General features: G+C 42.7%; 20 protein-coding genes. 11 read left to right on the forward strand and 9 right to left on the reverse strand.

The genetic code is table 11. From position 1 onward, the window contains the following. Nucleotides 1-445: 445 nt before the first annotated feature. The 6 genes from AX660_RS21080 to AX660_RS21105 all read right to left on the reverse strand — a co-directional run bounded on the left by AX660_RS21080 (nucleotide 446) and on the right by AX660_RS21105 (nucleotide 4,691). Nucleotides 446-1,843 (reverse strand): DEAD/DEAH box helicase, encoded by a 1,398-nt coding sequence (locus tag AX660_RS21080; protein ID WP_068381825.1) that lies wholly within the window; start codon nucleotides 1,841-1,843, stop codon nucleotides 446-448. Nucleotides 1,844-2,090: 247 nt separating this feature from the next. Continuing rightward, entirely contained in the window at nucleotides 2,091-2,441 is a 351-nt protein-coding gene (locus AX660_RS21085; protein ID WP_068381999.1) for a Fis family transcriptional regulator, read from the reverse strand. Between the two features lie 13 nt (nucleotides 2,442-2,454). Beyond that, on the reverse strand, nucleotides 2,455-2,739 hold the full coding sequence (ppnP, locus tag AX660_RS21090; RefSeq protein WP_068381828.1) for a pyrimidine/purine nucleoside phosphorylase: 285 nt from the start codon (nucleotides 2,737-2,739) through the stop codon (nucleotides 2,455-2,457). A 169-nt stretch (nucleotides 2,740-2,908) separates the two neighbouring features. Beyond that, nucleotides 2,909-3,916 (reverse strand): alpha/beta fold hydrolase, encoded by a 1,008-nt coding sequence (locus AX660_RS21095; RefSeq protein ID WP_068381831.1) that lies wholly within the window; start codon nucleotides 3,914-3,916, stop codon nucleotides 2,909-2,911. Between the two features lies 1 nt (nucleotide 3,917). Next, a complete protein-coding gene (locus AX660_RS21100) occupies nucleotides 3,918-4,190 on the reverse strand; it encodes a hypothetical protein (protein ID WP_068381837.1) in 273 nt (90 codons plus the stop codon). A gap of 63 nt (nucleotides 4,191-4,253) precedes the next feature. Next, nucleotides 4,254-4,691, reverse strand: a complete 438-nt coding sequence (locus tag AX660_RS21105) for a hypothetical protein (RefSeq protein ID WP_068381842.1) — start codon at nucleotides 4,689-4,691, stop codon at nucleotides 4,254-4,256. Nucleotides 4,692-4,829: 138 nt separating this feature from the next. Here AX660_RS21105 and AX660_RS21110 point away from each other — a divergent pair, with 138 nt between their 5' ends. The 4 genes from AX660_RS21110 (at nucleotide 4,830) to AX660_RS21125 (ending at nucleotide 9,407) form a co-directional block, all read left to right on the forward strand. Further along, nucleotides 4,830-5,564, forward strand: coding sequence for a dienelactone hydrolase family protein (locus AX660_RS21110; protein ID WP_068381844.1), 735 nt, complete (start codon nucleotides 4,830-4,832; stop codon nucleotides 5,562-5,564). A gap of 72 nt (nucleotides 5,565-5,636) precedes the next feature. Beyond that, entirely contained in the window at nucleotides 5,637-6,476 is an 840-nt protein-coding gene (locus AX660_RS23610; RefSeq protein ID WP_235594805.1) for a hypothetical protein, read from the forward strand. Nucleotides 6,477-6,552: 76 nt separating this feature from the next. Continuing rightward, complete coding sequence (locus AX660_RS21120) at nucleotides 6,553-8,016, forward strand: M16 family metallopeptidase (RefSeq protein ID WP_068381846.1); 1,464 nt, start codon at nucleotides 6,553-6,555, stop codon at nucleotides 8,014-8,016. A 2-nt stretch (nucleotides 8,017-8,018) separates the two neighbouring features. Continuing rightward, entirely contained in the window at nucleotides 8,019-9,407 is a 1,389-nt protein-coding gene (locus AX660_RS21125) for a M16 family metallopeptidase (protein WP_068381849.1), read from the forward strand. Nucleotides 9,408-9,444: 37 nt separating this feature from the next. Here AX660_RS21125 and AX660_RS21130 read toward each other — a convergent pair whose 3' ends face one another. Continuing rightward, nucleotides 9,445-10,794: a M24 family metallopeptidase gene (locus AX660_RS21130; RefSeq protein ID WP_068381852.1), complete on the reverse strand. Its 1,350-nt coding sequence runs from the start codon at nucleotides 10,792-10,794 to the stop codon at nucleotides 9,445-9,447. 139 nt (nucleotides 10,795-10,933) lie between these two features. On the opposite strand from AX660_RS21130, the gene ansA reads away from it, so the two are divergent. The 6 genes from ansA (at nucleotide 10,934) to AX660_RS21160 (ending at nucleotide 16,571) form a co-directional block, all read left to right on the forward strand. Beyond that, nucleotides 10,934-11,941: an asparaginase gene (ansA, locus tag AX660_RS21135; RefSeq protein WP_068381854.1), complete on the forward strand. Its 1,008-nt coding sequence runs from the start codon at nucleotides 10,934-10,936 to the stop codon at nucleotides 11,939-11,941. 126 nt (nucleotides 11,942-12,067) lie between these two features. After that, complete coding sequence (locus tag AX660_RS21140) at nucleotides 12,068-12,907, forward strand: hypothetical protein (protein ID WP_131811845.1); 840 nt, start codon at nucleotides 12,068-12,070, stop codon at nucleotides 12,905-12,907. 116 nt (nucleotides 12,908-13,023) lie between these two features. Then, nucleotides 13,024-13,866, forward strand: a complete 843-nt coding sequence (locus AX660_RS21145; RefSeq protein ID WP_068381856.1) for a DUF2797 domain-containing protein — start codon at nucleotides 13,024-13,026, stop codon at nucleotides 13,864-13,866. A gap of 69 nt (nucleotides 13,867-13,935) precedes the next feature. Beyond that, the gene (locus AX660_RS21150; protein ID WP_068381861.1) at nucleotides 13,936-14,193 is read left to right on the forward strand and encodes a type II toxin-antitoxin system ParD family antitoxin; all 258 of its coding nucleotides are present in this window, start codon (nucleotides 13,936-13,938) and stop codon (nucleotides 14,191-14,193) included. A 20-nt stretch (nucleotides 14,194-14,213) separates the two neighbouring features. Beyond that, nucleotides 14,214-14,513, forward strand: coding sequence for a type II toxin-antitoxin system RelE/ParE family toxin (locus tag AX660_RS21155; protein ID WP_068381863.1), 300 nt, complete (start codon nucleotides 14,214-14,216; stop codon nucleotides 14,511-14,513). A 210-nt stretch (nucleotides 14,514-14,723) separates the two neighbouring features. After that, nucleotides 14,724-16,571: a DUF885 domain-containing protein gene (locus AX660_RS21160; RefSeq protein ID WP_068381865.1), complete on the forward strand. Its 1,848-nt coding sequence runs from the start codon at nucleotides 14,724-14,726 to the stop codon at nucleotides 16,569-16,571. Nucleotides 16,572-16,925: 354 nt separating this feature from the next. On the opposite strand, the gene guaA is transcribed toward AX660_RS21160, so the two are convergent. Together guaA and guaB are read right to left on the reverse strand one after the other, a co-directional pair. After that, complete coding sequence (gene guaA, locus AX660_RS21165; protein ID WP_068381867.1) at nucleotides 16,926-18,503, reverse strand: glutamine-hydrolyzing GMP synthase; 1,578 nt, start codon at nucleotides 18,501-18,503, stop codon at nucleotides 16,926-16,928. A 64-nt stretch (nucleotides 18,504-18,567) separates the two neighbouring features. Then, nucleotides 18,568-20,037 (reverse strand): IMP dehydrogenase, encoded by a 1,470-nt coding sequence (gene guaB, locus AX660_RS21170; RefSeq protein ID WP_068381869.1) that lies wholly within the window; start codon nucleotides 20,035-20,037, stop codon nucleotides 18,568-18,570. Nucleotides 20,038-20,354: 317 nt separating this feature from the next. On the opposite strand from guaB, the gene AX660_RS21175 reads away from it, so the two are divergent. Further along, complete coding sequence (locus AX660_RS21175) at nucleotides 20,355-20,924, forward strand: outer membrane beta-barrel protein (RefSeq protein ID WP_068382003.1); 570 nt, start codon at nucleotides 20,355-20,357, stop codon at nucleotides 20,922-20,924. Nucleotides 20,925-21,034: the final 110 nt, after the last annotated feature.

Raw genomic sequence — 21,034 nt, forward strand, 5'->3', positions numbered from 1 at the left:
TAGGACATGACTGTAATGTTGTTCAATCATCTGAATACTGGTGTGCCACATTGTTCGGCAAGCACATCGATTTGATCTTCCCCGATTTTATAAACTCTACTTTTACTTTTGAATAGAACTTTTCTTACCCACTCATTTTTTGTTCGGCCGGGTAATCTGTTTGGTCCGCTATGGGCGTGAAGCAGCTGTGCATCTACATCAGTTTATATTAGTTACGTTTTAAATTGCCGCTTCTAGCACATCAAAACCAATTAGGCTGATTTCCAAGTAACATAAAATTTAAGTTAATGGCTGTTCTTCCTTTTAAAAAGAAAGATTCCGGCTAAAAACAACCGGAATGACGGGGGTTGGATCATTTTAGCCAGTCAAACTGAGTTCCAGCACGAGTGTTTGTCACTTGCTAGAACTTAGATTGCTTGCTGGTTAAATTTATTGGGTTTTGGGCTTAACGTGAATACTGCTGGGCGCGTTTACCCTTCAGTACTTTCTTCTTGGGGCCTGTGTCTTGTGCTGGTTTATTGGTCTTTTTCACTCGCGCTGGTTTTGGTGCACTAGGTTTATTTGACTCTTCACTCGACTTAGCACGACGTGGTTTACCTTTAGCTTGGCCATCTTTTGAACTTTCTAAATCAATCACTGTTTCACTGGCGCGGTTTGAACGGCCTGAAAGTACCTTATTTGAAATGCTTTTTAACAATGAGCCTCGGCTAGTCACTTCAAAACCTGCTTTAACGATGCGTTTAACGTCAGCACCTATCAGTTTTTGAATACGCTCAAGGGTTTGCTCTTCTTCACGGCTCACAAAAGAAATGGCATTACCTGAGGCGCCTGCGCGACCTGTACGACCTATACGATGCACGTAATCTTCTGGCAAATAAGGTAAGTTAAAATTAATTACATAATCCAAACCTTGAATATCAAGTCCACGGGCTGCGACTTCAGTGGCGATCAAGATCTGTAATTTACCCGATTTGAAATCAGCAATAGCACGGCGACGAGAACCCTGACTTTTATCTCCATGACAAACAGCAGCCTCAATTTTGCTCTTTTTAAGCGCCGCTAATAATAAGTCTGCTTGCTCTTTGGTGCTGGTAAACACCAAGACTTGAAACCAGTTTTTTTCTTTTAACAAGGTTTCAAATAATTCGATTTTACGGCTTTCTTCTACCGGATACACAGCATGCCTGACGGTATCTGCAGTACTGTTAATTTTAGTTACGCGGATCTGTTGATGATCATGCAAAATCTTGTGGGATAGCTCGTTGACTGCCGGTGACGTGGTGGCTGAAAACAACAGAGTTTGACGTTTATCCGCTGTCATCTGCATTAACTTCATTACATCGGTAATAAAACCCATATCTAACATACGGTCAGCTTCATCTAGTACCACAAACTCGACGGCGGCTAATACCACGTTACCTAAGGTAATATGCTCTAACAAACGGCCAGGGGTTGAGATCACTATATCAACTCCAGCATTCAATTTGTTGGCTTGTCCACCCATTTTAACGCCACCGTATAATGCCGTAACACTGATCGGTACAAACTGCGCGTAACTGGTAATAGAAACTGCGAGTTGCTCAGCTAACTCACGAGTTGGCGTTAAGATCAAAGCACGAGGACGACGTGCCACTACTTCTTTGGGTTTATCTAACATGAGTTGCAGTATGGGTATTGCAAAAGCGGCGGTTTTACCGGTACCGGTTTGTGCTGTGACTTGTAAGTCTTTTCCACGACGGGCAGGCACAATCGCCTGAATTTGTACGGGTGTCATTGTACTGTAGCCACATTCAGTAATGCCGCGTTGCAGCTCAGGGGCTAGATCTAAAGATGAAAATTGCATAAGAGTTCCTCTGTAGAAGCGCTACAGTCAAAAAAACGAGGGCGGAATATACAGTATTTCAGCAGTATAGGTGAGTAATGATTGTAATTTTGGGTGATTTTTATGCAATTTTGTTGTTGGAGCAAGATAGAAATAGCGAAGAATACAGACTTTATTAAAAAGCGCGTACTAAACACGATTTTTATCGACGATAAGTTATCGCCAAAGACGTAATGCCTATCACGAATTATCTGGCGATTTATTATGTTTAACTCGGTAAAGCCAAACGTTTATCCCAATCACCTTGATGGCCTTTGTGACAGGCTTCTTCGCTATCAAAAAATACATTACGTCGTGGGTCTTTTAATAAGATCCCCGCTTTAAGCAGTTGTTTGTGAGTTAATTTACGCAGGTAGGCATCTTGTTGTTCAGCTTTGGCATCACTTATTTGTTGCTCGGTCAAAAACACAAAAGTCACCACTAAACTTCCAGGGAAATTGCTGTAATCAGCTCTGTGAGTCAACCAGTCAAAACCACTGACCTTTTGTTTAGCCTCTTCACATACTTTAGTGAGGGCCTTGACGACATTGTCATCAAGCTTTTTGATAGTTGACTTCACAGCAGCCATTTAACTATTTACCATAAGTACAAAGGTAGGCGGTATCAACCGTCACTTTAACTTGGAATTTAACATTAGCTTCAACCGTAAAAACCTGACTAGTACTAAAGGTTTGCCATTCAGTTTGACCAGGTAACAATACCGTTAAGGCACCACTTACCACTGTCATCGTTTCAAACTGACTAGTACCAAACTCATACTCACCCGGAGCCATTACACCAACAGTAGCAGGCAAGGTAGCCGTTTGAAACGCCATAGAAGTGACGTTGCCGTTGAAATATTCATTAACTTTAAACATGTTGTTATTCCTATCAAAACTAAAAATGGCGGCTAATCTAGCAGAAGTCTTGTGTTAAAAGAACCACCATAAAACTACAACATATTACTATTTAGTTGTTTTATATTGTCAGACAAGCTCATTAAATGACGAAATACACTGACTTATACTTACATTTCCATCAGGTCATTTAATTTATAAAGTCTAATATCGAAATTGCCACTTCATTGGGCTTTGCCATAGTAAGGTCGTGCCCTGCCCCAGAGATCAGTTTTGTTTTTATCATTGGCGCAACAGTCTTTAATCTATGTAACACCAAGTCCGCTGAATATATTTTTTCGTTTTCACCCACAACAAAAAGCACAGGCACCTTTAGATTTGCTAATTCCTGATCGGTAAACACGTTGGGGTAAACCATTTGTCTGGATGTAAAACTGCGTATGGCTAAATAGGCTTCATCGATGTGTTCATTTAACAACTGGCGTTTCTCTTGCCCTTGAAGGTAAGTATCTTGAGCAAGCCAATACATAAAACGCTTGGTAAAATATTGTGAAGGCAACATCACTGAAACAGCTCTAGCAATAAAACTGTTAGACAAATGAGCCACCACCCCTGCAGGAGCAAGCAGTACAACTTTCTCAAGCTGGTCAGGATAGTGCTGAGCGTATTGTGCAGCAATCCACCCACCATATGACAAACCAACCATATTGACTTTTTGCAGTGGAGAAATTTGCTGAATAACCTCATTCAGCCAAAGTATGTAATTCTCTGCTTTACTAAATTCTTGCTGAGGTACGCTACGACCATTATCAAACATAATATCCACCGCAAATACTTTATGCTCTGTACTCAGTTTTGCGATTATGCTCATCCACTGCAGAGAGTTTCCTCCAGAACCATGTAATAACACGATTGGGGAGGAGTTTTCTGCTCCTGATATTCGGATAAAAGTTTTTCCTTGTGAGGTTTCGATTATTAATTCTGACGATGCAACTGGCCATTTTAGAGCCCGTTTGTCATAGACCTCTAGGTATTCACTTTTAGCCTTTATACTTTTAAACGGATGATAAGGTGAATTAAAGTTTACTGGCTGTGGCGTCAACCAATAACCAACAGCGACTATGGCCAAAATCAACATGACTAGGGTTAAAATGAGCCGAATACACCAACGTTTGAGGGTTTGTAGTTTGAGTTTCATGCTATTTCTCCCTAGGCTGATGTTTATTGTTGCGATCTAAAGGATCACCCTTCTCATCCTGTTGTTTTTTTACCTCTTGTTTACGCTCAACAATTGCCTCGATAGTTTGCTGCGCTCTTGGATCGGGCAATAACATCTGTACCAATAAACCAATGGCAATCGCTCCACTACGGCGTTTTTTAGCCCACGACGTTAATTTAATACATAGTAAAATAAAGATGACAAACATCATCCACGGCAATAGCGCTAACAAAATCATTAATAAATTGTGCATATTTTTCCTGCTTAACAAATTGAATAAAATAAAGGCCTCAGGCCAAGTAAACTTTATTGGGTGTTAAGCGAAATACTGCGGTTCGTGACTCTCGTTCGAGTATTGATGAGAATAAAAATAGATGGTTGTATTAAGCACAGCATTAAGCTGCTGTTTAATACTCAATTGATGTGAAAACCAGTTGTTAATGTTGTGCTGATATTGGTGTTTATCGTTATGGAGTAACTTTGTATAGTTAAGGCTCTGCCAGAAAAGTCTACTCACTACATTTTGCATTGCTGCAGTTGCAAAGGAGCCTGATAGTGAATTTTGACTCGTTTTTTGCCATTGGATAGGTTCGAGTTTGGCTATAGGCAGCTCAACAACACTAAGTGGTATGTGTGTAGGGGCGCGTTCTTCTGGTGTTTGTGTTTGCTCTTGCGCCAATAACACCAAAGAGATAGAGGAAAATACCGCGACAAAAAATGCGATAAGGCAAAACTTAAATGTTTGTTTGAACATAACTTGCCTCCTCTCTATTGGTTTACTCTACTATGGTTGCCTTTACTGTTTTTTCAATAGGATTAATGGGCACACTTAATACAAAAAATAGTAGTATTAACTTCATGGCTTTTTTATTCACTCAACAAGAATCTATTTATGCTTATCCAACAACATATAACCGACATCCCAACAGCCACAGGCACGATGCGCACTACTGTGTATCGCCCCCAACAAGCTGGGCAGTTTAATGCCATTATTTTTTATTCAGAGATTTTTCAACAAACAGGTCCCATAGCTCGCAGTGCAGCTATCCTTGCAGGCCACGGTTTTGTGGTCTTGGTACCTGAGATTTTTCATGAATTCAACCCCATAGGCACCGTATTAGCCTATGATGACGCAGGTAAAGATAAAGGAAATGCCGACAAATTTGCTAAACCATTAGAGCATCATGACAGTGATACCGTGGCAATGATCAGCTACCTGCAAGAACAGTCATTTTTTGCCTCGAAAGTATTTAGCATGGGTGTATGTATTGGTGGTCATTTAGCCTTTAGAGCGGCACTTAATGCACAGATCAAAGGAGCCTTTTGTTTATATCCCACTGATATTCATTCTAATACCCTGCCCTGTGCAAATGGTAATGACTCTCTAAGTCGTTGTGGAGATATCCAAGGCCCATTATTTTTAGTTTTTGGCAAACAAGACCCTCATGTAAGCCCAGAAGGTAGAAAGCTTATTTATCAAACCCTTAGCGACCAGCAACGGGAGTTCACTTGGTTAGAAGTCAACGCCCAACATGCCTTTATGCGCGATGAAGGCGAGCGTTATGATGCGGCACAAGCTTTACGCTGTTATCTGATGGCCATTGAATTTTTTCAGCAAATTAGCTAAGCCGACATGGGGGTTGCTGACTTCATTAAACATCTAAAACAGGTAGTATTTACCTGTTTTGTGTTTATCTTTTTGTCAAATGCAGCCGCAGCAGATGACAGCATTCCAAATCAGTCTGCCTATCAACGTGCCACAACTCCTACACAAAAAGCCACGATAGATCAGTTTCGTATCCATGGTTTAAGCGCATTTGCCAAAGCGCCCCAAGAAGTATTAAGGCAATGGTTAAAAACAGGTGTTAATGCCACACGTACAACCTTGGGTATTTATCCACGCCCACTGGAATTATACGTTTACCCTAAAAAATCCAATCAGCCTGTGCCTTGGGCACATACTCGGCGGGATAAACATGAAAGCATTCATTTTTATGTGGATACGCAGTTTTCGCTAGAAAGTTTTGTAGCTGACTGGACGGTGTACCACGAGATGGCGCATATGGCGATCCCCTTTGTAGGTGAAGACTATGCGTGGTTTTCCGAGGGTTTTGCCAGTTATATGCAGTATCAGATTATGGCGCAAAATGGCATGTTAACCTTGCCCATCGAGCAAGCTTATGCAAACAAAATAGGCCCGCAGCTAAAATGGTTTCAAAGTGACAGCAACGCAGCTTTTATCGCCACTCACCTAATGAAAAAACGCCAGTTTCCAGCAGCTTATTGGGGCGCTGCTTGGTTTTTTGTATTGGCAGACACACAACTTAGGAATAAACATCAGCTCACATTGACTCAAGTCATCAGCCGTTATCAGCAGGCGGGCCGCCGCACCGACGACAGTATTCAAGCGCTGTTAAGTTCGCTGGATACGCTGATAAGCGATACATTGTTTAATGACCTGCTCATACAATTTGAGCAGCAGCCAGCCCATACGCTTTACCCTGTCGACTGGTCAGAGCCAAGTCAAAAAGCGGATTAAATCAATAACTTGTCGCTGCTAACAGGAATGTCTATATTGAGGAGTCTTTAATCTAAAACTCAATATGGAGATCAACATGCTTTTAGATAACACCGCGCTACGTCTGCTGCTTAGTACTTTGTTGCTGAGCTTAGGTGTATTGCAAGGCTGTAAACCCAACAATAACGACGACACTTTAGCCAATCAATTAGCTGACAAGGCCTCAGAAGTGAGTAGCCCCGTCAGTTTTAATGTGCCAGTTCATTACTCAACCTTGGACAATGGCTTAAAAGTGGTGATCTCACCCGACACTACCTCACCGGTTGCCGTGGTAGGAGTGTATTACCATATTGGCTTTCGCATAGAGCCTAAAGATCGCACAGGCTTTGCCCACTTGTTTGAACATATGATGTTTCAAGGCTCAGAAAATCTGGGCAAGATGGAATTTATCAGCTTAGTGCAAAACAATGGCGGTGTGCTCAATGGCTCTACTCGTTTTGACTACACCAACTATTTCGAAATTGTACCGGCGCACAAACTCGAAACCATGTTATGGGCAGAGGCCGACCGTATGCGCGGTTTGGCTATTACTCAGGAAAATCTGACTAATCAGCAAGGTGTGGTAAAAAACGAAGTCAAAGTTAACGTACTTAATCAGCCATATGGGGGCTTTCCGTGGTTAGATATGCCGCAATATGCCTTTAACAATTGGTATAACTCACACAACTTTTATGGTGATCTTGCTGACTTGGATGCGGCAACGCTTGAAGACGTAAACGACTTTTTTAAACAATATTATGCCCCCAATAATGCAGTGGTAGTGGTGGTTGGTGATGTGGATATAGACCACACCTTAACACTGATCAAAAACTACTTTGCTGATATCCCCTCTGCGCCGATGGCGGCCAAACCTGACTTAACTGAGTTGCGTCAGGAGCAGGAAAAGCGCTTTAACAAATTTGATAAACTTGCGCCTAAACCAGCCTTTGCCCTCGCTTATAAAATGCCGCCCCGTAATACGCCTGAGTATTTTGCCATGGGCATCATCGATCAATTGTTGGTGCAAGGCAGTGACAGTTTGATGCATCAGGAACTGGTAAAAAACAAACAAATTACTGGCGATGTGGGTGGTGGTATTAACTATCTGCTAGGCAACATGTTTAATTACGATGGCCCAATGTTATGGATGAGCTCATTTACCCATGACGAGCAACACAGTCAGCAAGCGATTATCTCTGCGGTGGATGGCGTGATTGCTCAGCTCAGTGAAATGCCTATCCCACAAGAGTCTATTGATCGTGCTCTGGTGAAGTTACGTTCTGCCTTATTTGATGAAGTGGACAGTTTTTATGGTTTTGGCAAACTGGATTTACTCGCCAGTTTTGCCCTGTTTGACAACAATCCCGCACGCATTAACGAGCTCGAAGCTCAGTTTAAAGCGGTCACACCTGAATTAATCAAATCAACGGTAAAAGAATACCTACGTGCCACTAACCGCACTATTTTAACGGTAACGCCCGGTGAAGAGCCCGTGGCAGGCACTAACAAACAAGGAGAATAAACATGTTTAATTATCTATCTATTTTTCTCATCGTAACGATGTTATTTGTAAACAGTGCCAAGGCTGAAAAACAATTACCCCCTGCTGGCGGCGAAGCTAAGGATTTTGTACTAGCCCAAACCAGCAGCATCGAGCTGGATAACGGTTTGCGTGTGGTGTTTGTACCCTACGGCAATACCCCTAAGGTTACTCTACGCTTGGTAAGTAAGTTAGGAAACGTGGATGACGGCGAAATGCATGCCATTGCCGATCTGAGTTACCAGTTAATGACAGAGGGCACAAAAAGCCTGTCGGCTTTGGATATCGCTCAGCGAGCTGCCGATATGGGCGGGCAGGTAAATACCTCTGTTGGCAGCAATTCCAGCTATTTGCAAATGGATGTATTAAGTGAATTTGTTGGTGATGCCGCAACCTTGCTTGGTGAACTGGTATTAAATAGCAATTTTAAAAGTGAAGATTTAGATCGTGCCCGCAATAACTTTTTACGCGAGCTGAGTGTGCAGCGCTCACAAGCTCAGGGATTGGCGGCCGAAGCCTTTAATAAGGCGGTATTTGGCGATCATCCTTATGCCATTACCTTCGCCGACGACAACAAAGTAAAAGCCATCACAGCCGAAGCGGTTAAGGCTTTTATTCAGCAAAATCTGGTGGCTAAACGCAGCATTCTCTATGTCTCAGGTAAATTTACACAAGGCAAAGCAGAACAAGCGATCAAGCAAGCATTTGCGCATTTACCCACTGGCACTGAACAAACCATTACTAAACCAGTTTATCAGGGCGCGGGCAAATTGATTTTTATCCCTCGTGAAAACGCCCCTCAATCAACCATCCGTTTTGGTTTACCGGTAGTTGATCCCAGCCATGCTGACTATATTGGTTTGCAATTAATGAACACCTTATTGGGCGGCGCATTTTCCAGTCGGATCACCTCGAATATCCGCGAAGATAAAGGTTATACCTATTCCCCAGGTAGCGCCGTCAGTACCCGTGTCAACTCAGCTTTATGGTATGAAACCGCAGATGTGACTGCTGAATCGACTGCTGCCGCCCTGCAGGAAATCATCAATGAGATAAGCCGCTTGCAAAACGAAGTCCCAGGCACAGCAGAAATAGACGGTTTCAAAAGTTATATGTCGGGACTTTATGTCTTACAGAACTCCTCACGTACTGCCATTATTAATCAATTGTGGTTTTTAGAAAGTCACGGTTTGCCATTGAGTCGTCTTGAAACCTATGTGCAAAAAATTAATACCGTCAGTGCTGAACAAGTATCTGAGCTGGCAAAAAAATACCTGAAACTGGAGGAGATGACCTTAGTAGTAGTGGGTGACGCTGCCTCGGTTAAACCGCAGCTTGCGGCTAATAAACAAATTGCAGCGCTGTATCAATAATACTTTTTGTCCCCATGGCCTAAACCATGGGGACTCTTTAGTTTACATCCTGACTGCTGATCAAATGAAACGAAGTTTGTCGTCCATCCATATAACTCACACCGTTGCGGTCAAAATAGGCTTCTTCTTCAAGCATAATACGAATTTCTTTGTTCCACTCAGGGATAAATGTCGCGGCATTTAGCTCAATAGAATAAGCAGTGTTTTCATGCAAGGGATAATCACCTTCGCCTTTTACTCCGCCTTGCGAGTCCCACATACCTAAGGTGGTACCGGCCGCATGTCCATGAAAACCAATAGGATGGGTATAAATCGAGGGTTTTATACCCTCAGCTATCGCTTGCTGGCGTGACATACTCAGTACTTCATTGCCGGTGCGGCCAAGCTTAAAATTATTGGTGAAAATATCTTGTAAGCGATTGGCGTTAGCTAAGGCTTTTTTTAAATAGGCGGGCGCATCTGTTTCACCTTCTTTGAGCACATAAGCATGTTGCTGTTGGTCGCTATTGAGTCGCAAATAAGTAATGCCAAAATCCATATGTAACAAATCACCAGGCAGGATGACTTGTCCCTCAGTACCTTCGCTAAAGGCTTTGAGGTGATCAAATTTTTCTGTTGAGGCACGTTGTAATGAAACACTAGGATGAAACCAAGTTTGCAGTTTTAGTTCAACCACTCGCTCACGCAGCCACCAAGCAACATCGTCAGTGGTTGTCACACCGGGTTTTACGACTTCATTTGAAAACGCTTGAGCCACAATCTCATGGCCCAACTTTATAATGTTGGGATACACCGCCATTTCCATGGCACTACGGGTTTCGAGCCATGCTATTGCTAAAGGTTCTGATGATACAATGTGAGTTTTGAACGATGGGCCTAGGGCTGCTGTAAACTCTTGATATTCGGTGGCGGTTAAACCATCAGCCAAGGCAACATTAGTCGATTTGTTTAAGGCTATTTTTTTAGGATTTTTCTGTTTAACCAAATCAACTAGAGCATCCCACTGACTAGGTTGCTGCTCTTTGTCCCATGATTTGCGGAACATGCTATCCACTGCATAACGCGCCACGGCTAAACGCTCGATGGCTTTGAAATTACCTTGTTCATCTTGACCGGGATCAAATAATACTAAGATGGTACGACGTCTGGCAGACAACCAATTGGCCGGTAACATGGTCTTGAGCACGGGATCTTCATTGTATTCCCGCGATATTAAGATCCACATATCTATACCTTCGCGGCGCATCAACGAAGGTAAGAGATTTTCTAACCTGTCATCCAACATATTATCAATTAACTGCGCTCGGTCGCGCATGCTTAAAATTCGACCATCAGCAAAAGCATTGGCAGATGCTAATAATAAAAGCCAAAGGCAAAGGTGTTTCATGTCAATAATCCTGATAAAAAAACCATGTAAAGTAGCAAATACAGCAATCTCTCTAATACCCTACTCATAAAAGTGAGGAGACATAGCGACACTGCATAAGTCTGCGTACAATAACAAAAAAATAAAAGAATACCTCAATATGAAAAAATCAATTTATGTAGCCTATACCGGCGGTACGATTGGTATGCGCCCATCAGCACAGGGATATATTCCGGCTGCTGGATTTTTATCGCAAACCGTGGCCAATATGCCTGAGTTTCATCGTGCTGAAATGCCCCATTTCACTATCCACGAATACGACAGTTTGATTGATTCATCGGATATGAACCCTGGTGATTGGCAGCAGATTGCTGATGATATCCACAACAACTATGCCCAGTATGATGGATTTATTATTTTGCATGGCACCGACACCATGGCTTACACGGCCTCAGCCTTGTCATTTATGTTTGAAGACTTAGGTAAACCAGTGATAGTGACAGGCTCACAAATACCCTTGGCTGAGTTGCGCTCAGACGGACAAGTTAATTTGTTAAATGCCTTGTATATTGCGGCCAATTATCCAATTCCCGAAGTTACCTTGTTTTTTAATAATCAGTTATTTCGTGGTAATCGTAGCCGTAAAGTCGATGCAAATGGCTTTAATGCCTTTGACTCACCCAACTTAGCACCTTTGTTAAAAGCTGGGATCAAAATAGAGGTAAACAATCAACTGGTTGGTATTCAAACGGATAAAAAAATGTATGTCAGTCCAGTCAAATCTCAACCTATAGGCGTGGTAACTCTGTATCCTGGGATCAGCTCTGAAGTTCTCAGAAACACCCTACAACAGCCCGTCAAAGCCTTGATATTATTAAGTTTTGGCGTAGGTAACGCGCCTAAAAACTCAGCGCTTTTACAACAATTAGCCGACGCAGATAAACAAGGCATAATAGTACTTAACTGCACTCAGTGTGTACGGGGTAAGGTAGATATGGGGGGTTATGCCAATGGCCATGCTCTACGCGAAGTGGGGGTGGTATCCGGCATGGATATGACCCCAGAAGCCGCCTTAGCCAAATTACATTACTTGTTAAGTCAAGACTTGCCAGTGAGTGAAATCAAACGTTTACTGACAACCAATCTTCGTGGAGAGTTATCTCAATAAGGTCCTCATTGTTAGCATATCCATGCCTGTTGAATAGCGCAGGCACTTTGACTATCCTAAGCATGAACAAACGGAGCAAGGTGGTATCCGAGTTGTACAGATAAACATATAACGATGAGATCTGACATGAAAAACCACTTGGAAAAAGTCCTTAGCGAAATCCCCCAATTCCTCCAACATTTTAGCCTTTGTTTGCTGCGGCCTCGCCGTTTTATCCATGCCGAATTACAACAAGCTGAGCAAGGAGATTGGATCAGCAAAGGAGTAGAGTTTCTCATCTTGTCGTTTTTAATCGCCTTGTTCATCAGTCAAGTATTACCTGAAGCGGTAAACCCCATCACTTTACCTGCCAACGACGCCGCTTATACCGTCATGGCGACCCAGGCATTATTTGATTTATTTTTACTGTTTTTTATCGCAGTTATCGCCTTTGGCTGCTGGAAAATTGTTGGAGTAACAGCCAGTTTTTGGCATTTTTTTCGTCTGTTTGCTTATTTTTGTGGTGTCACTTTGGTGCTCTTGGTATTTGCCGATGCAATAACCAATATTGCGATGATCGATCCCATAGTTGCAAAAAGCTGGATCCAACTCGAGCAAAGTGCAGCTGAACTGCGCCCTTTAACCGAACAAATGTTATGTCACACCGACAGCGAAACTGGCGAACTGCTGGCTACCAGTAACGAAGCCCTACAACAGCAATTGCAACAAGCCCAAGCCGTTTATGATAAGGCGACTAATCGCCCCTTATTTTTATTGGGCAATAGCATACAAGCAGTGGTTTATGTGGTTTTACTGGTCTGGCTCAGCATTGCTTGGGCCGGCTATGGTAAGGCCTTGCAGCTCTCAACAGGCAAAATCATACAAGCAGGCATTCTCACCCTGGTATTAGTTTTTATTGCTTACATGCTGCTTACCTTAGTGCAAACTGGCAGCCAAATGATGGCCATTTATCGAGCCTGTATTTGAAATCCTTAAAACTAAGATATTGCCTTGGCAATCAAGTCCTTAGGCTGTCACAATAGTCGGCTATGAGCGCCATTCCCAACAGCGGCGCCGTTTATTGTATTCAGGACTAAAGCACTATGAGCATCTACCAAGGCAATATTCGCAAAATGCGCGTGGCCACCAACAATGAACATCTCGCCCAATATCAACTGCCCGTTGGCGAACAACTGATTGAAATGAATCCGTTAATCAGCACGCAGATTAAAGTCAGTTTCGACAATCAAATTCATTGTGTACATTGCCAAAGCTTAACTAAAAAGAGTTTTAATCAAGGTTATTGTTATCGTTGTCTGATGAAATTAGCGCAATGTGATACCTGTATTATCAAACCTGAACTTTGCCACTACGATGCCGGCACTTGCCGCGAACCCAGTTGGGGCGAGGCCAATTGCCTCAACCATCATTATGTTTATTTAGCTAATACCGGCACCATAAAAGTAGGAATTACCCGTCACGTTCATGACAATGTTTCGAGTCGTTGGATTGATCAAGGTGCGACCCAAGCCATGGCTATTATGCGAGTTCAAAACCGCTTAACCAGTGGCTTAGTTGAAAGCGCCTTAAAAGGTTTTATTGCCGATAAAACCAACTGGCGAACTATGCTTAAAAGCCAGCCAGGCACTACAAATTTACAACAGTTAAAAGTCGAACTGCTTACCCAGATTGAAGATCAACTCGATGAAATCATCGATGAATATGGTTTTCAGGCTATTGAAATTCTCGACCTACCCGCAGTAGATATTTACTATCCAGTTGCGCAGTATCCCGACAAAGTAAAGTCCATCAACCTCGACAAAGACCTAAACTTCAGCGGCGTATTGCAAGGAATAAAAGGCCAATACTGGTTACTTGACGGAGACCGCGTGATCAACATGCGTAAGTATTCGGGGTATAGTTTAAATATAGAAACGGCAGAATAATACAAAGATTGACAATCTTTGTATGTCGCCCTAGCATAATTTAAAGATTGTCCAAGTTTGGAAACTGTCATGCACGTATCACTAACTAGCGAATTAGAATCCAGAATTAAGGCCAAAGTGGAAAGTGGTTTATATAATAATGCCAGTGAAGTCATCCGCGAAGCCCTGCGTTTTATGGACACCCACGAAGATTGGATCCACGAACTAAAACTGGCTCAACTGCGCGAACAGCTCAATACGGGTATTCAGGAGTTAGTTAGTGGCAAAGGCATCAAAATTGAATCAGCAAGCACGCTCGATTCACTGTTTGACGAAATAAAACGTTAAGCCTTAGCCTGTTAACAGCCATGCCTACTTATCAACTGATTATTGCCCCAGCCGCAATTGTTGATCTCAAATCTATTTATCAATACGGACTCCGCCGTTGGGGCAAAGCCCAATCTGACAGCTACATTGAAAACATTAAAACTCAGTTTTGGTTATTAACAACCCAGCCATTAATGGGAATCGAACGCCCGGAATTACTCAACAACATCAGAAGCCAGCCCATTCAAAGCCATACATTATTTTACCGAGTTACAACTAATCAAATTGAAATTGTCCGCTTACTCCACAGCCGCCAAGATCCCCAAGGTCATTTAAAATGATCAGCAGTAGCAGTTAAATTTGTTACGACCCAGTTTATTCTTTGCCTAGCTTGAGTATGGGATTGACACTTTTCTCAGTTAATTAAAAAAGCCAAATAATGATAAGGCAAATCCACGAGCTAAATTGAGCATAATTTGCTAACTTGCAACGCGACAAAAAGCAATGTCATTTTTAACATAATAAAAAGAGAACGATAGGAAACAAGACACATGAAAATTCTTAAATCAGTATTCCCACTCAGTTTACTCACCATAGCCTTAATGGCTTGCACTGATAATTCAACTCAAAATCTACAACAAACTGAGTCTAATCCTGCACAAGTTAGTCAAACCACTCAAAGTGAATCAGCGCGACTTAACACTTATTTTGCGAATATGTTTGAGCAAGATCTTAAACGCTCGCCCGAACGCCAAAGTTACCTAGGCTATAAATGGGATTATGATAAGTGGGATCAAATTGATGAAGCCAGCAAGGATGAAAGCCTAAAAATCAACCAGCAACGTTTGGCAGATTTACAAGGCTTTGATGCAACTAAGTTAAGCGAGCAAGAGCAACTCAGTTTGGCCATTGCCAAGGTTGATTTACAACGTAAATTAAACAACGAGCAATTCCGCCACCACACCTACATCATGGACCAATTTGGCGCAGTACATACTATGGTGCCGAGCTTCTTAATAAATATTCATAAAGTTGATAGCATTGAAGATGCAAAAGCCTACATTGCTCGCTTACAAAACACTCGTACCTTATTTGCACAAACCATTGAGCAATTAAAAATCAGAGAAGAGCTAGGCGTGTTTCCACCGCGTTGGTCTTATGATCAAATGATCCAAGCTTCACAAAATGTGATCAATGGCAGTCCCTTTACTCAAACAGAACAAGCTTCAACTATCTGGAATGATTTTCAAAACAAAGTAGCGAAGTTGGATATTGCACAAAACGAAAAAGACATACTAGTCGCACAAGCTAAAACAGCACTACTTGAGACCGTTAAACCTGCTTATGAACTATTAGTTGCCGAGCTTGAGAAACAACGTGAACTCACTCCACAAGGTGACGGTGTTTGGCGTTTACCCGATGGCAAAAATTGGTATGCCAATCGTTTAGCCTGGTTTACCACTACAGATTTAAACGCTGATCAAGTACACAACATTGGTTTACAAAATGTTGAACGTATTCACACAGCAATGCGCAGTATCATGGAAAAAGTAGGATTTAACGGCAGCTTAACTGAGTTTTTCGAGTTTATGCGCACAGACCCACAATTTTATTATGCCAATACCGACCAAGGCCGTGAAGAGTATTTAAAAGAAGCTAAATCACTGATAGATATCATGGAAACTAAGGTGCCTGAGTATTTTGGCTTAACTCCCAAAGCGCCTATGGTAGTAAAACGGGTTGAGGCCTTTAGGGAACAATCTGCAGGTAAAGCCTTTTATCAAAGTCCAGCCAAAGATGGCTTAAGACCGGGTACTTACTATGCTAATTTGTTTAATATGAACGATATGCCCACTTACCAGATGGAAGCATTGGCTTACCATGAAGGTATTCCGGGTCATCATATGCAACGGGCTATCGCACAAGAATTGGAGGGTATTCCAGAATTTCAAAAGTATGCTTCGTTTACTGCCTACACCGAAGGATGGGGTTTATATACCGAAGAGTTAGCCAAGGATATGGGCTTTTATCAAGACCCCTATTCTGACTTTGGTCGTTTGGCGATGGAATTATGGCGCGCTTGTCGATTAGTCGTTGATACCGGTATTCACGATAAACAATGGAGCCGTGAGCAAGCTATTGATTATTTGATTGCCAATACCCCCAACCCTAAAAATGATTCAGTCAAAGCCATCGAACGCTATATTGCCATGCCAGGCCAAGCCACGGCTTATATGATCGGTAAACTAAAAATCATGGAGCTCAGAGAGTACGCCAAACAAACCTTAGGTGATAAGTTTGATATCCGCGGTTTTCATGATCAAGTACTTAAAAATGGCCCTCTACCTTTAAACTTATTAGAAGAAAGGATCCACTCTTGGGTGGCAAGTCAAATATAGACTGCCAACAAACTTAATTTACATTCAAGTTAAAAACTAACAAAGGCGCTATTTCAGCGCCTTTTTAAAATCAATAAATCCCCGTTTAAACGTTCCCTGATTTGCTTGAATTGGCTAAGTAATCTTGTAAGCGACCAACATAGATGTTGGAAGGTAAAATAACGTAGGGAGCAGTTATCGAGATTGCGGTCGCGCAGCGATAAAGTAAGCGAAGCTTATGCTCCGTGGCAGCAGGCCATACTGTGTTGCGCAGCGATAATGCTTTGAGGCTTTTAAAAACAAAAAGGGCGCTATTCAGCGCCCTTCCCAACCAATCTAAAATCAACAAGCAAAAAACAACACTAAGCTAGCCGCTTACTCCCATTCAATGGTCGCTGGCGGTTTACCCGAAATGTCGTAAACCACTCGTGAAATACCGTCAATTTCATTGATAATGCGGTTTGAAACCTTACCTAAAAACTCATAAGGTAGGTGTGCCCAGTGAGCCGTCATAAAGTCGATGGTTTCTACTGCGCGTAGCGATACTACCCAATCGTATTTACGCGCATCGCCCATGACTCCTACCGATTTAACTGGCAAGAATACCGTAAAGGCTTGGCTGACTTTGTTGTACAAGTCGGCAGCGTGCAGCTCTTCAATAAAGATGGCATCAGCACGGCGTAACAAATCGCAGTATTCTTTTTTCACTTCACCTAATACTCGCACCCCAAGACCTGGGCCAGGGAATGGATGGCGATACAACATGTCGTAAGGTAAACCTAGCTCTAAACCGACTTTACGTACTTCGTCTTTAAACAATTCACGTAGTGGCTCAACTAAGCCCATTTTCATGTCTGCAGGCAAGCCGCCTACATTGTGGTGAGACTTAATTACATGAGCTTTACCGGTGGCCGAACCAGCAGATTCGATAACATCTGGGTAAATAGTACCTTGAGCTAACCACTTGGCATCTACCAGCTTTTTCGATTCTTCGTCAAAAACTTCAACAAAAATGCGGCCGATGATTTTACGTTTGGCTTCTGGCTCATCTTCACCGGCTAGGGCGGCTAAAAAGCGGTCTTCGGCTTCGATTTTACGAATATTTAAACCAAAGTGATCGCCAAACATGTCCATCACTTGTTTGCCTTCGTTAAGGCGTAACAAGCCGTTATCCACAAATACACAAGTCAGTTGTTTACCAATGGCGCGGTGCAACAACATGGCCACTACCGATGAATCAACGCCACCGGATAGACCTAAGATAACTTCGTCGTCGCCGATTTGCGCTTTCATACGAGCGATGGCATCTTCGATGATGGCGCCCGGAGTCCATAGTTTTTCACAGCCACAAATATCCAAAACAAAGTGCGACAAAATGCGCTGACCTTGACGGGTATGCGTCACTTCAGGGTGAAATTGCACCCCGTAAAATTGTTTTTCAGGATGTACAAAAGCAGCAAAAGGACAGCTAGCAGTTTGCGCCGCAGTAATAAAGCCGGGAGGGGCTTTACTGACTTTATCACCGTGACTCATCCATACATCTAACAGCGCATTACCGTTGTCACCAATGTGATCTTCGATGTTATTGAGCAAAGCCATGTCGGCAATGACTTCCACTTTGGCATAACCAAATTCACGCATGTCGGAGCCTTGTACTGCCCCGCCCAATTGTTCAGCCATGGTTTGCATGCCGTAACAAATACCAAATACCGGCACACCCGCTTCAAATACATATTGGGGCGCTCTAGGTGAATTTGCCGCATGTACTGACTCGGGGCCACCCGACAAAATAATACCGTTTGGCTTAAATTCACGAATTTGCTCTTCGCTCACATCCCAAGCCCAAAGTTCGCAATAAACGCCTATTTCACGCACACGGCGCGCGATCAGCTGAGTATATTGCGAGCCAAAATCAAGGATCAAAATACGTTGGTCATGGATATTTGTGGTCATGTAGGTACTCTTTTGCAAAAAAAAAAGGACTGAGCTCACCCAGTCCGATTTAACACTCTAGGTATTAACCTAAACGATAGTTTGGCGCTTCTTTCGTGATACTCACATCATGAACGTGAGATTCACTCATACCAGCGGCAGTCACTTTGACAAACTGCGGTTTAGTGCGCATTTCTTCAATAGTAGCTGAACCTGTCAAACCCATGGCTGAACGTAAACCGCCCATTTGTTGGTGAATGATGGTAGCGATAGGGCCTTTATAAGCCACTCGACCTTCAATACCTTCTGGCACTAATTTTTCAGCATTTTTACTGTCTTGGAAATAACGATCAGACGAACCATTGTTTTGATTCATCGCACCTAAGGAGCCCATACCACGGTAAGATTTGTAATAACGACCTTGATAAAGCTCTACTTCACCGGGTGCTTCTTCAGTACCAGCTAACATGCTGCCCACCATCACACAGCTTGCTCCAGCAACAATCGCCTTAGCAATATCACCAGAAAAACGAATACCACCATCGGCGATAACCGGAATGCCCGTACCTTGTAAAGCTTCAACCGCATCAGATACCGCAGTAATTTGTGGCACACCACAGCCCGTGACGATACGAGTAGTACAAATAGAACCTGGACCTATGCCTACTTTTACTGCATCAACACCAGCGTCTGCTAAGGCTTTAGCGCCCTCGCCTGTTGCTACGTTACCCGCAATGAGCTGTACGTCAGGATAAGCGCCACGTATTTTACGCACACGATCAATAACCCCTTGTGAATGGCCATGGGAGGTATCAATTAATAATACGTCAACGCCCGCTTCAACCAATAAGGCAATACGCTCATCAGTACCTGGGCCTACGCTAACAGCAGCGCCAACCCGTAAACGGCCACGCTCGTCTTTACAGGCATTGGGTTTACTTTCGGCTTTTTGGAAATCTTTAACGGTGATCATGCCTGTTAACTTAAAAGCATCATCGACTACTAGAATTTTTTCGATACGGTGTTCGTGCATTAATTCCAGCACTAACTCAGATTTAGCCGCCTCTTTAACGGTGACCAAATCTTTTTTCGCAGTCATCACGCTAGAAATTGGCTGATCAAAACGTTTTTCAAAACGTAAATCACGACCAGTCACAATACCAATAAGGTTATTGTCTTCATCAACTACTGGGAAACCAGAGAAGCCATGTTGCAAACCTAGGGCGTTTACTTCGCCAATGGTCGCGGTATGCAATACGGTAACGGGATCGGAGATCACACCACTTTCGTATTTTTTAACCGTGCGTACATGTTCAGCCTGTTGTTCAGCTGTCATGTTTTTATGAATAAAACCTATGCCACCTTCCTGCGCCAGCGCAATGGCTAAGCGAGCTTCCGATACAGTATCCATAGCGGCAGAAACAAGGGGAATATTTAAGCTAACACCGCGAGTCAATTGTGTCTTTAAATCAGCGGTATGAGGGAGGACAGTAGAGTGCCCGGGTAAGATCAAAACGTCGTCAAACGTTAGGGCTTCTTTGGCGATCCGTAACATGCAATTTTCACCTTTAAAGGGGGTTTTAATTGCGGCGCGATTCTAGCGGAAATGCTTAGCAAGGTAAACTTAAAAACACAATTTCCTGTGCTTTAATGCACTTATTTTCTGTTTCCTGCTTGTGTAAAAATTACATTTCAACGAAATCATTACACTAGCCCCTCGTCCAAGTGTTTATATTTTAAGCACAAAATCCCGTAAACCCTGTATTTCTGCTTGTTTTATATGCGAAAAAAATTGGCATGTCCTCTGCAATATTCGATTTAGGAACCTTTTCTTTTTTATAAATATATTGGAGCATGATTATGAAAAGTAAAATGAAAACCTCTTTATCACTGGCAGCACTATCTTTGGCTGTAATAGGTTTATCTGGTACCGCACAAGCACAATCTGGCATAGATAATACAGGGTTCTATGTGGGTGCTGGTTATGGACAATACTCTTTCCAGTTTGAAGATCGCGAAAATGACATCGACTTTGACGACGATGCAGGCGTATTAAAAGGTTATATAGGCGCACAATTTAGCCCCTATTTGGGTGTCGAGTTAGCTTACCTCAATTTTGATGAACTCAACGATAACGACAATTACAGCGAAGTAGACGGTTATTCCCTCGCTGGCCGTTTATCCTTGCCGCTGTCTGAGCGCTTTTCACTGTATGCCAAAGGTGGTTGGTTTGAGTGGGAAGCTCAAGTATCAGCTAATACACCGGCATTTATCGACATTTCATCCACTCAAGAAGGTGGTGATGTATTTTATGGTGTAGGTATGCAGTATGCCTTTACGCAGAATATTCAAACCCGTCTCGAATACGAACGTTTTGAGTTAGAAGACGATATAGAACCCGATATGGATGTAGCGTCTTTATCAATTCAATACATGTTTTAGTTAAGGTTGGTTTGGTCTTAACTAAAACAATCTCTACAAACAGGGGCAAAGCGTAATACCTTTGCCCTTTTTTCGTGGTGCATAAGCAGGTAAACTGGCCCCAGATTTTT

This window comes from Paraglaciecola hydrolytica (assembly GCF_001565895.1).
Classification (GTDB): domain Bacteria; phylum Pseudomonadota; class Gammaproteobacteria; order Enterobacterales; family Alteromonadaceae; genus Paraglaciecola; species Paraglaciecola hydrolytica.

Excerpts from the sequence above, each read along its gene's own strand:
- AX660_RS21080 (WP_068381825.1), bottom strand. The coding sequence starts at position 1,843 with ATGCAATTTTCATCTTTAGATCTAGCCCCTGAGCTGCAACGCGGCATT.
- ppnP (WP_068381828.1), bottom strand. The coding sequence starts at position 2,739 with ATGTTTAAAGTTAATGAATATTTCAACGGCAACGTCACTTCTATGGCG.
- AX660_RS21095 (WP_068381831.1), bottom strand. The coding sequence starts at position 3,916 with ATGAAACTCAAACTACAAACCCTCAAACGTTGGTGTATTCGGCTCATT.
- AX660_RS21100 (WP_068381837.1), bottom strand. The coding sequence starts at position 4,190 with ATGCACAATTTATTAATGATTTTGTTAGCGCTATTGCCGTGGATGATG.
- AX660_RS21105 (WP_068381842.1), bottom strand. The coding sequence starts at position 4,691 with ATGTTCAAACAAACATTTAAGTTTTGCCTTATCGCATTTTTTGTCGCG.
- AX660_RS21110 (WP_068381844.1), top strand. The coding sequence starts at position 4,830 with ATGCTTATCCAACAACATATAACCGACATCCCAACAGCCACAGGCACG.
- AX660_RS21120 (WP_068381846.1), top strand. The coding sequence starts at position 6,553 with ATGCTTTTAGATAACACCGCGCTACGTCTGCTGCTTAGTACTTTGTTG.
- AX660_RS21125 (WP_068381849.1), top strand. The coding sequence starts at position 8,019 with ATGTTTAATTATCTATCTATTTTTCTCATCGTAACGATGTTATTTGTA.
- AX660_RS21130 (WP_068381852.1), bottom strand. The coding sequence starts at position 10,794 with ATGAAACACCTTTGCCTTTGGCTTTTATTATTAGCATCTGCCAATGCT.
- ansA (WP_068381854.1), top strand. The coding sequence starts at position 10,934 with ATGAAAAAATCAATTTATGTAGCCTATACCGGCGGTACGATTGGTATG.
- AX660_RS21140 (WP_131811845.1), top strand. The coding sequence starts at position 12,068 with ATGAAAAACCACTTGGAAAAAGTCCTTAGCGAAATCCCCCAATTCCTC.
- AX660_RS21145 (WP_068381856.1), top strand. The coding sequence starts at position 13,024 with ATGAGCATCTACCAAGGCAATATTCGCAAAATGCGCGTGGCCACCAAC.
- AX660_RS21150 (WP_068381861.1), top strand. The coding sequence starts at position 13,936 with ATGCACGTATCACTAACTAGCGAATTAGAATCCAGAATTAAGGCCAAA.
- AX660_RS21155 (WP_068381863.1), top strand. The coding sequence starts at position 14,214 with ATGCCTACTTATCAACTGATTATTGCCCCAGCCGCAATTGTTGATCTC.
- AX660_RS21160 (WP_068381865.1), top strand. The coding sequence starts at position 14,724 with ATGAAAATTCTTAAATCAGTATTCCCACTCAGTTTACTCACCATAGCC.
- guaA (WP_068381867.1), bottom strand. The coding sequence starts at position 18,503 with ATGACCACAAATATCCATGACCAACGTATTTTGATCCTTGATTTTGGC.
- guaB (WP_068381869.1), bottom strand. The coding sequence starts at position 20,037 with ATGTTACGGATCGCCAAAGAAGCCCTAACGTTTGACGACGTTTTGATC.
- AX660_RS21175 (WP_068382003.1), top strand. The coding sequence starts at position 20,355 with ATGAAAACCTCTTTATCACTGGCAGCACTATCTTTGGCTGTAATAGGT.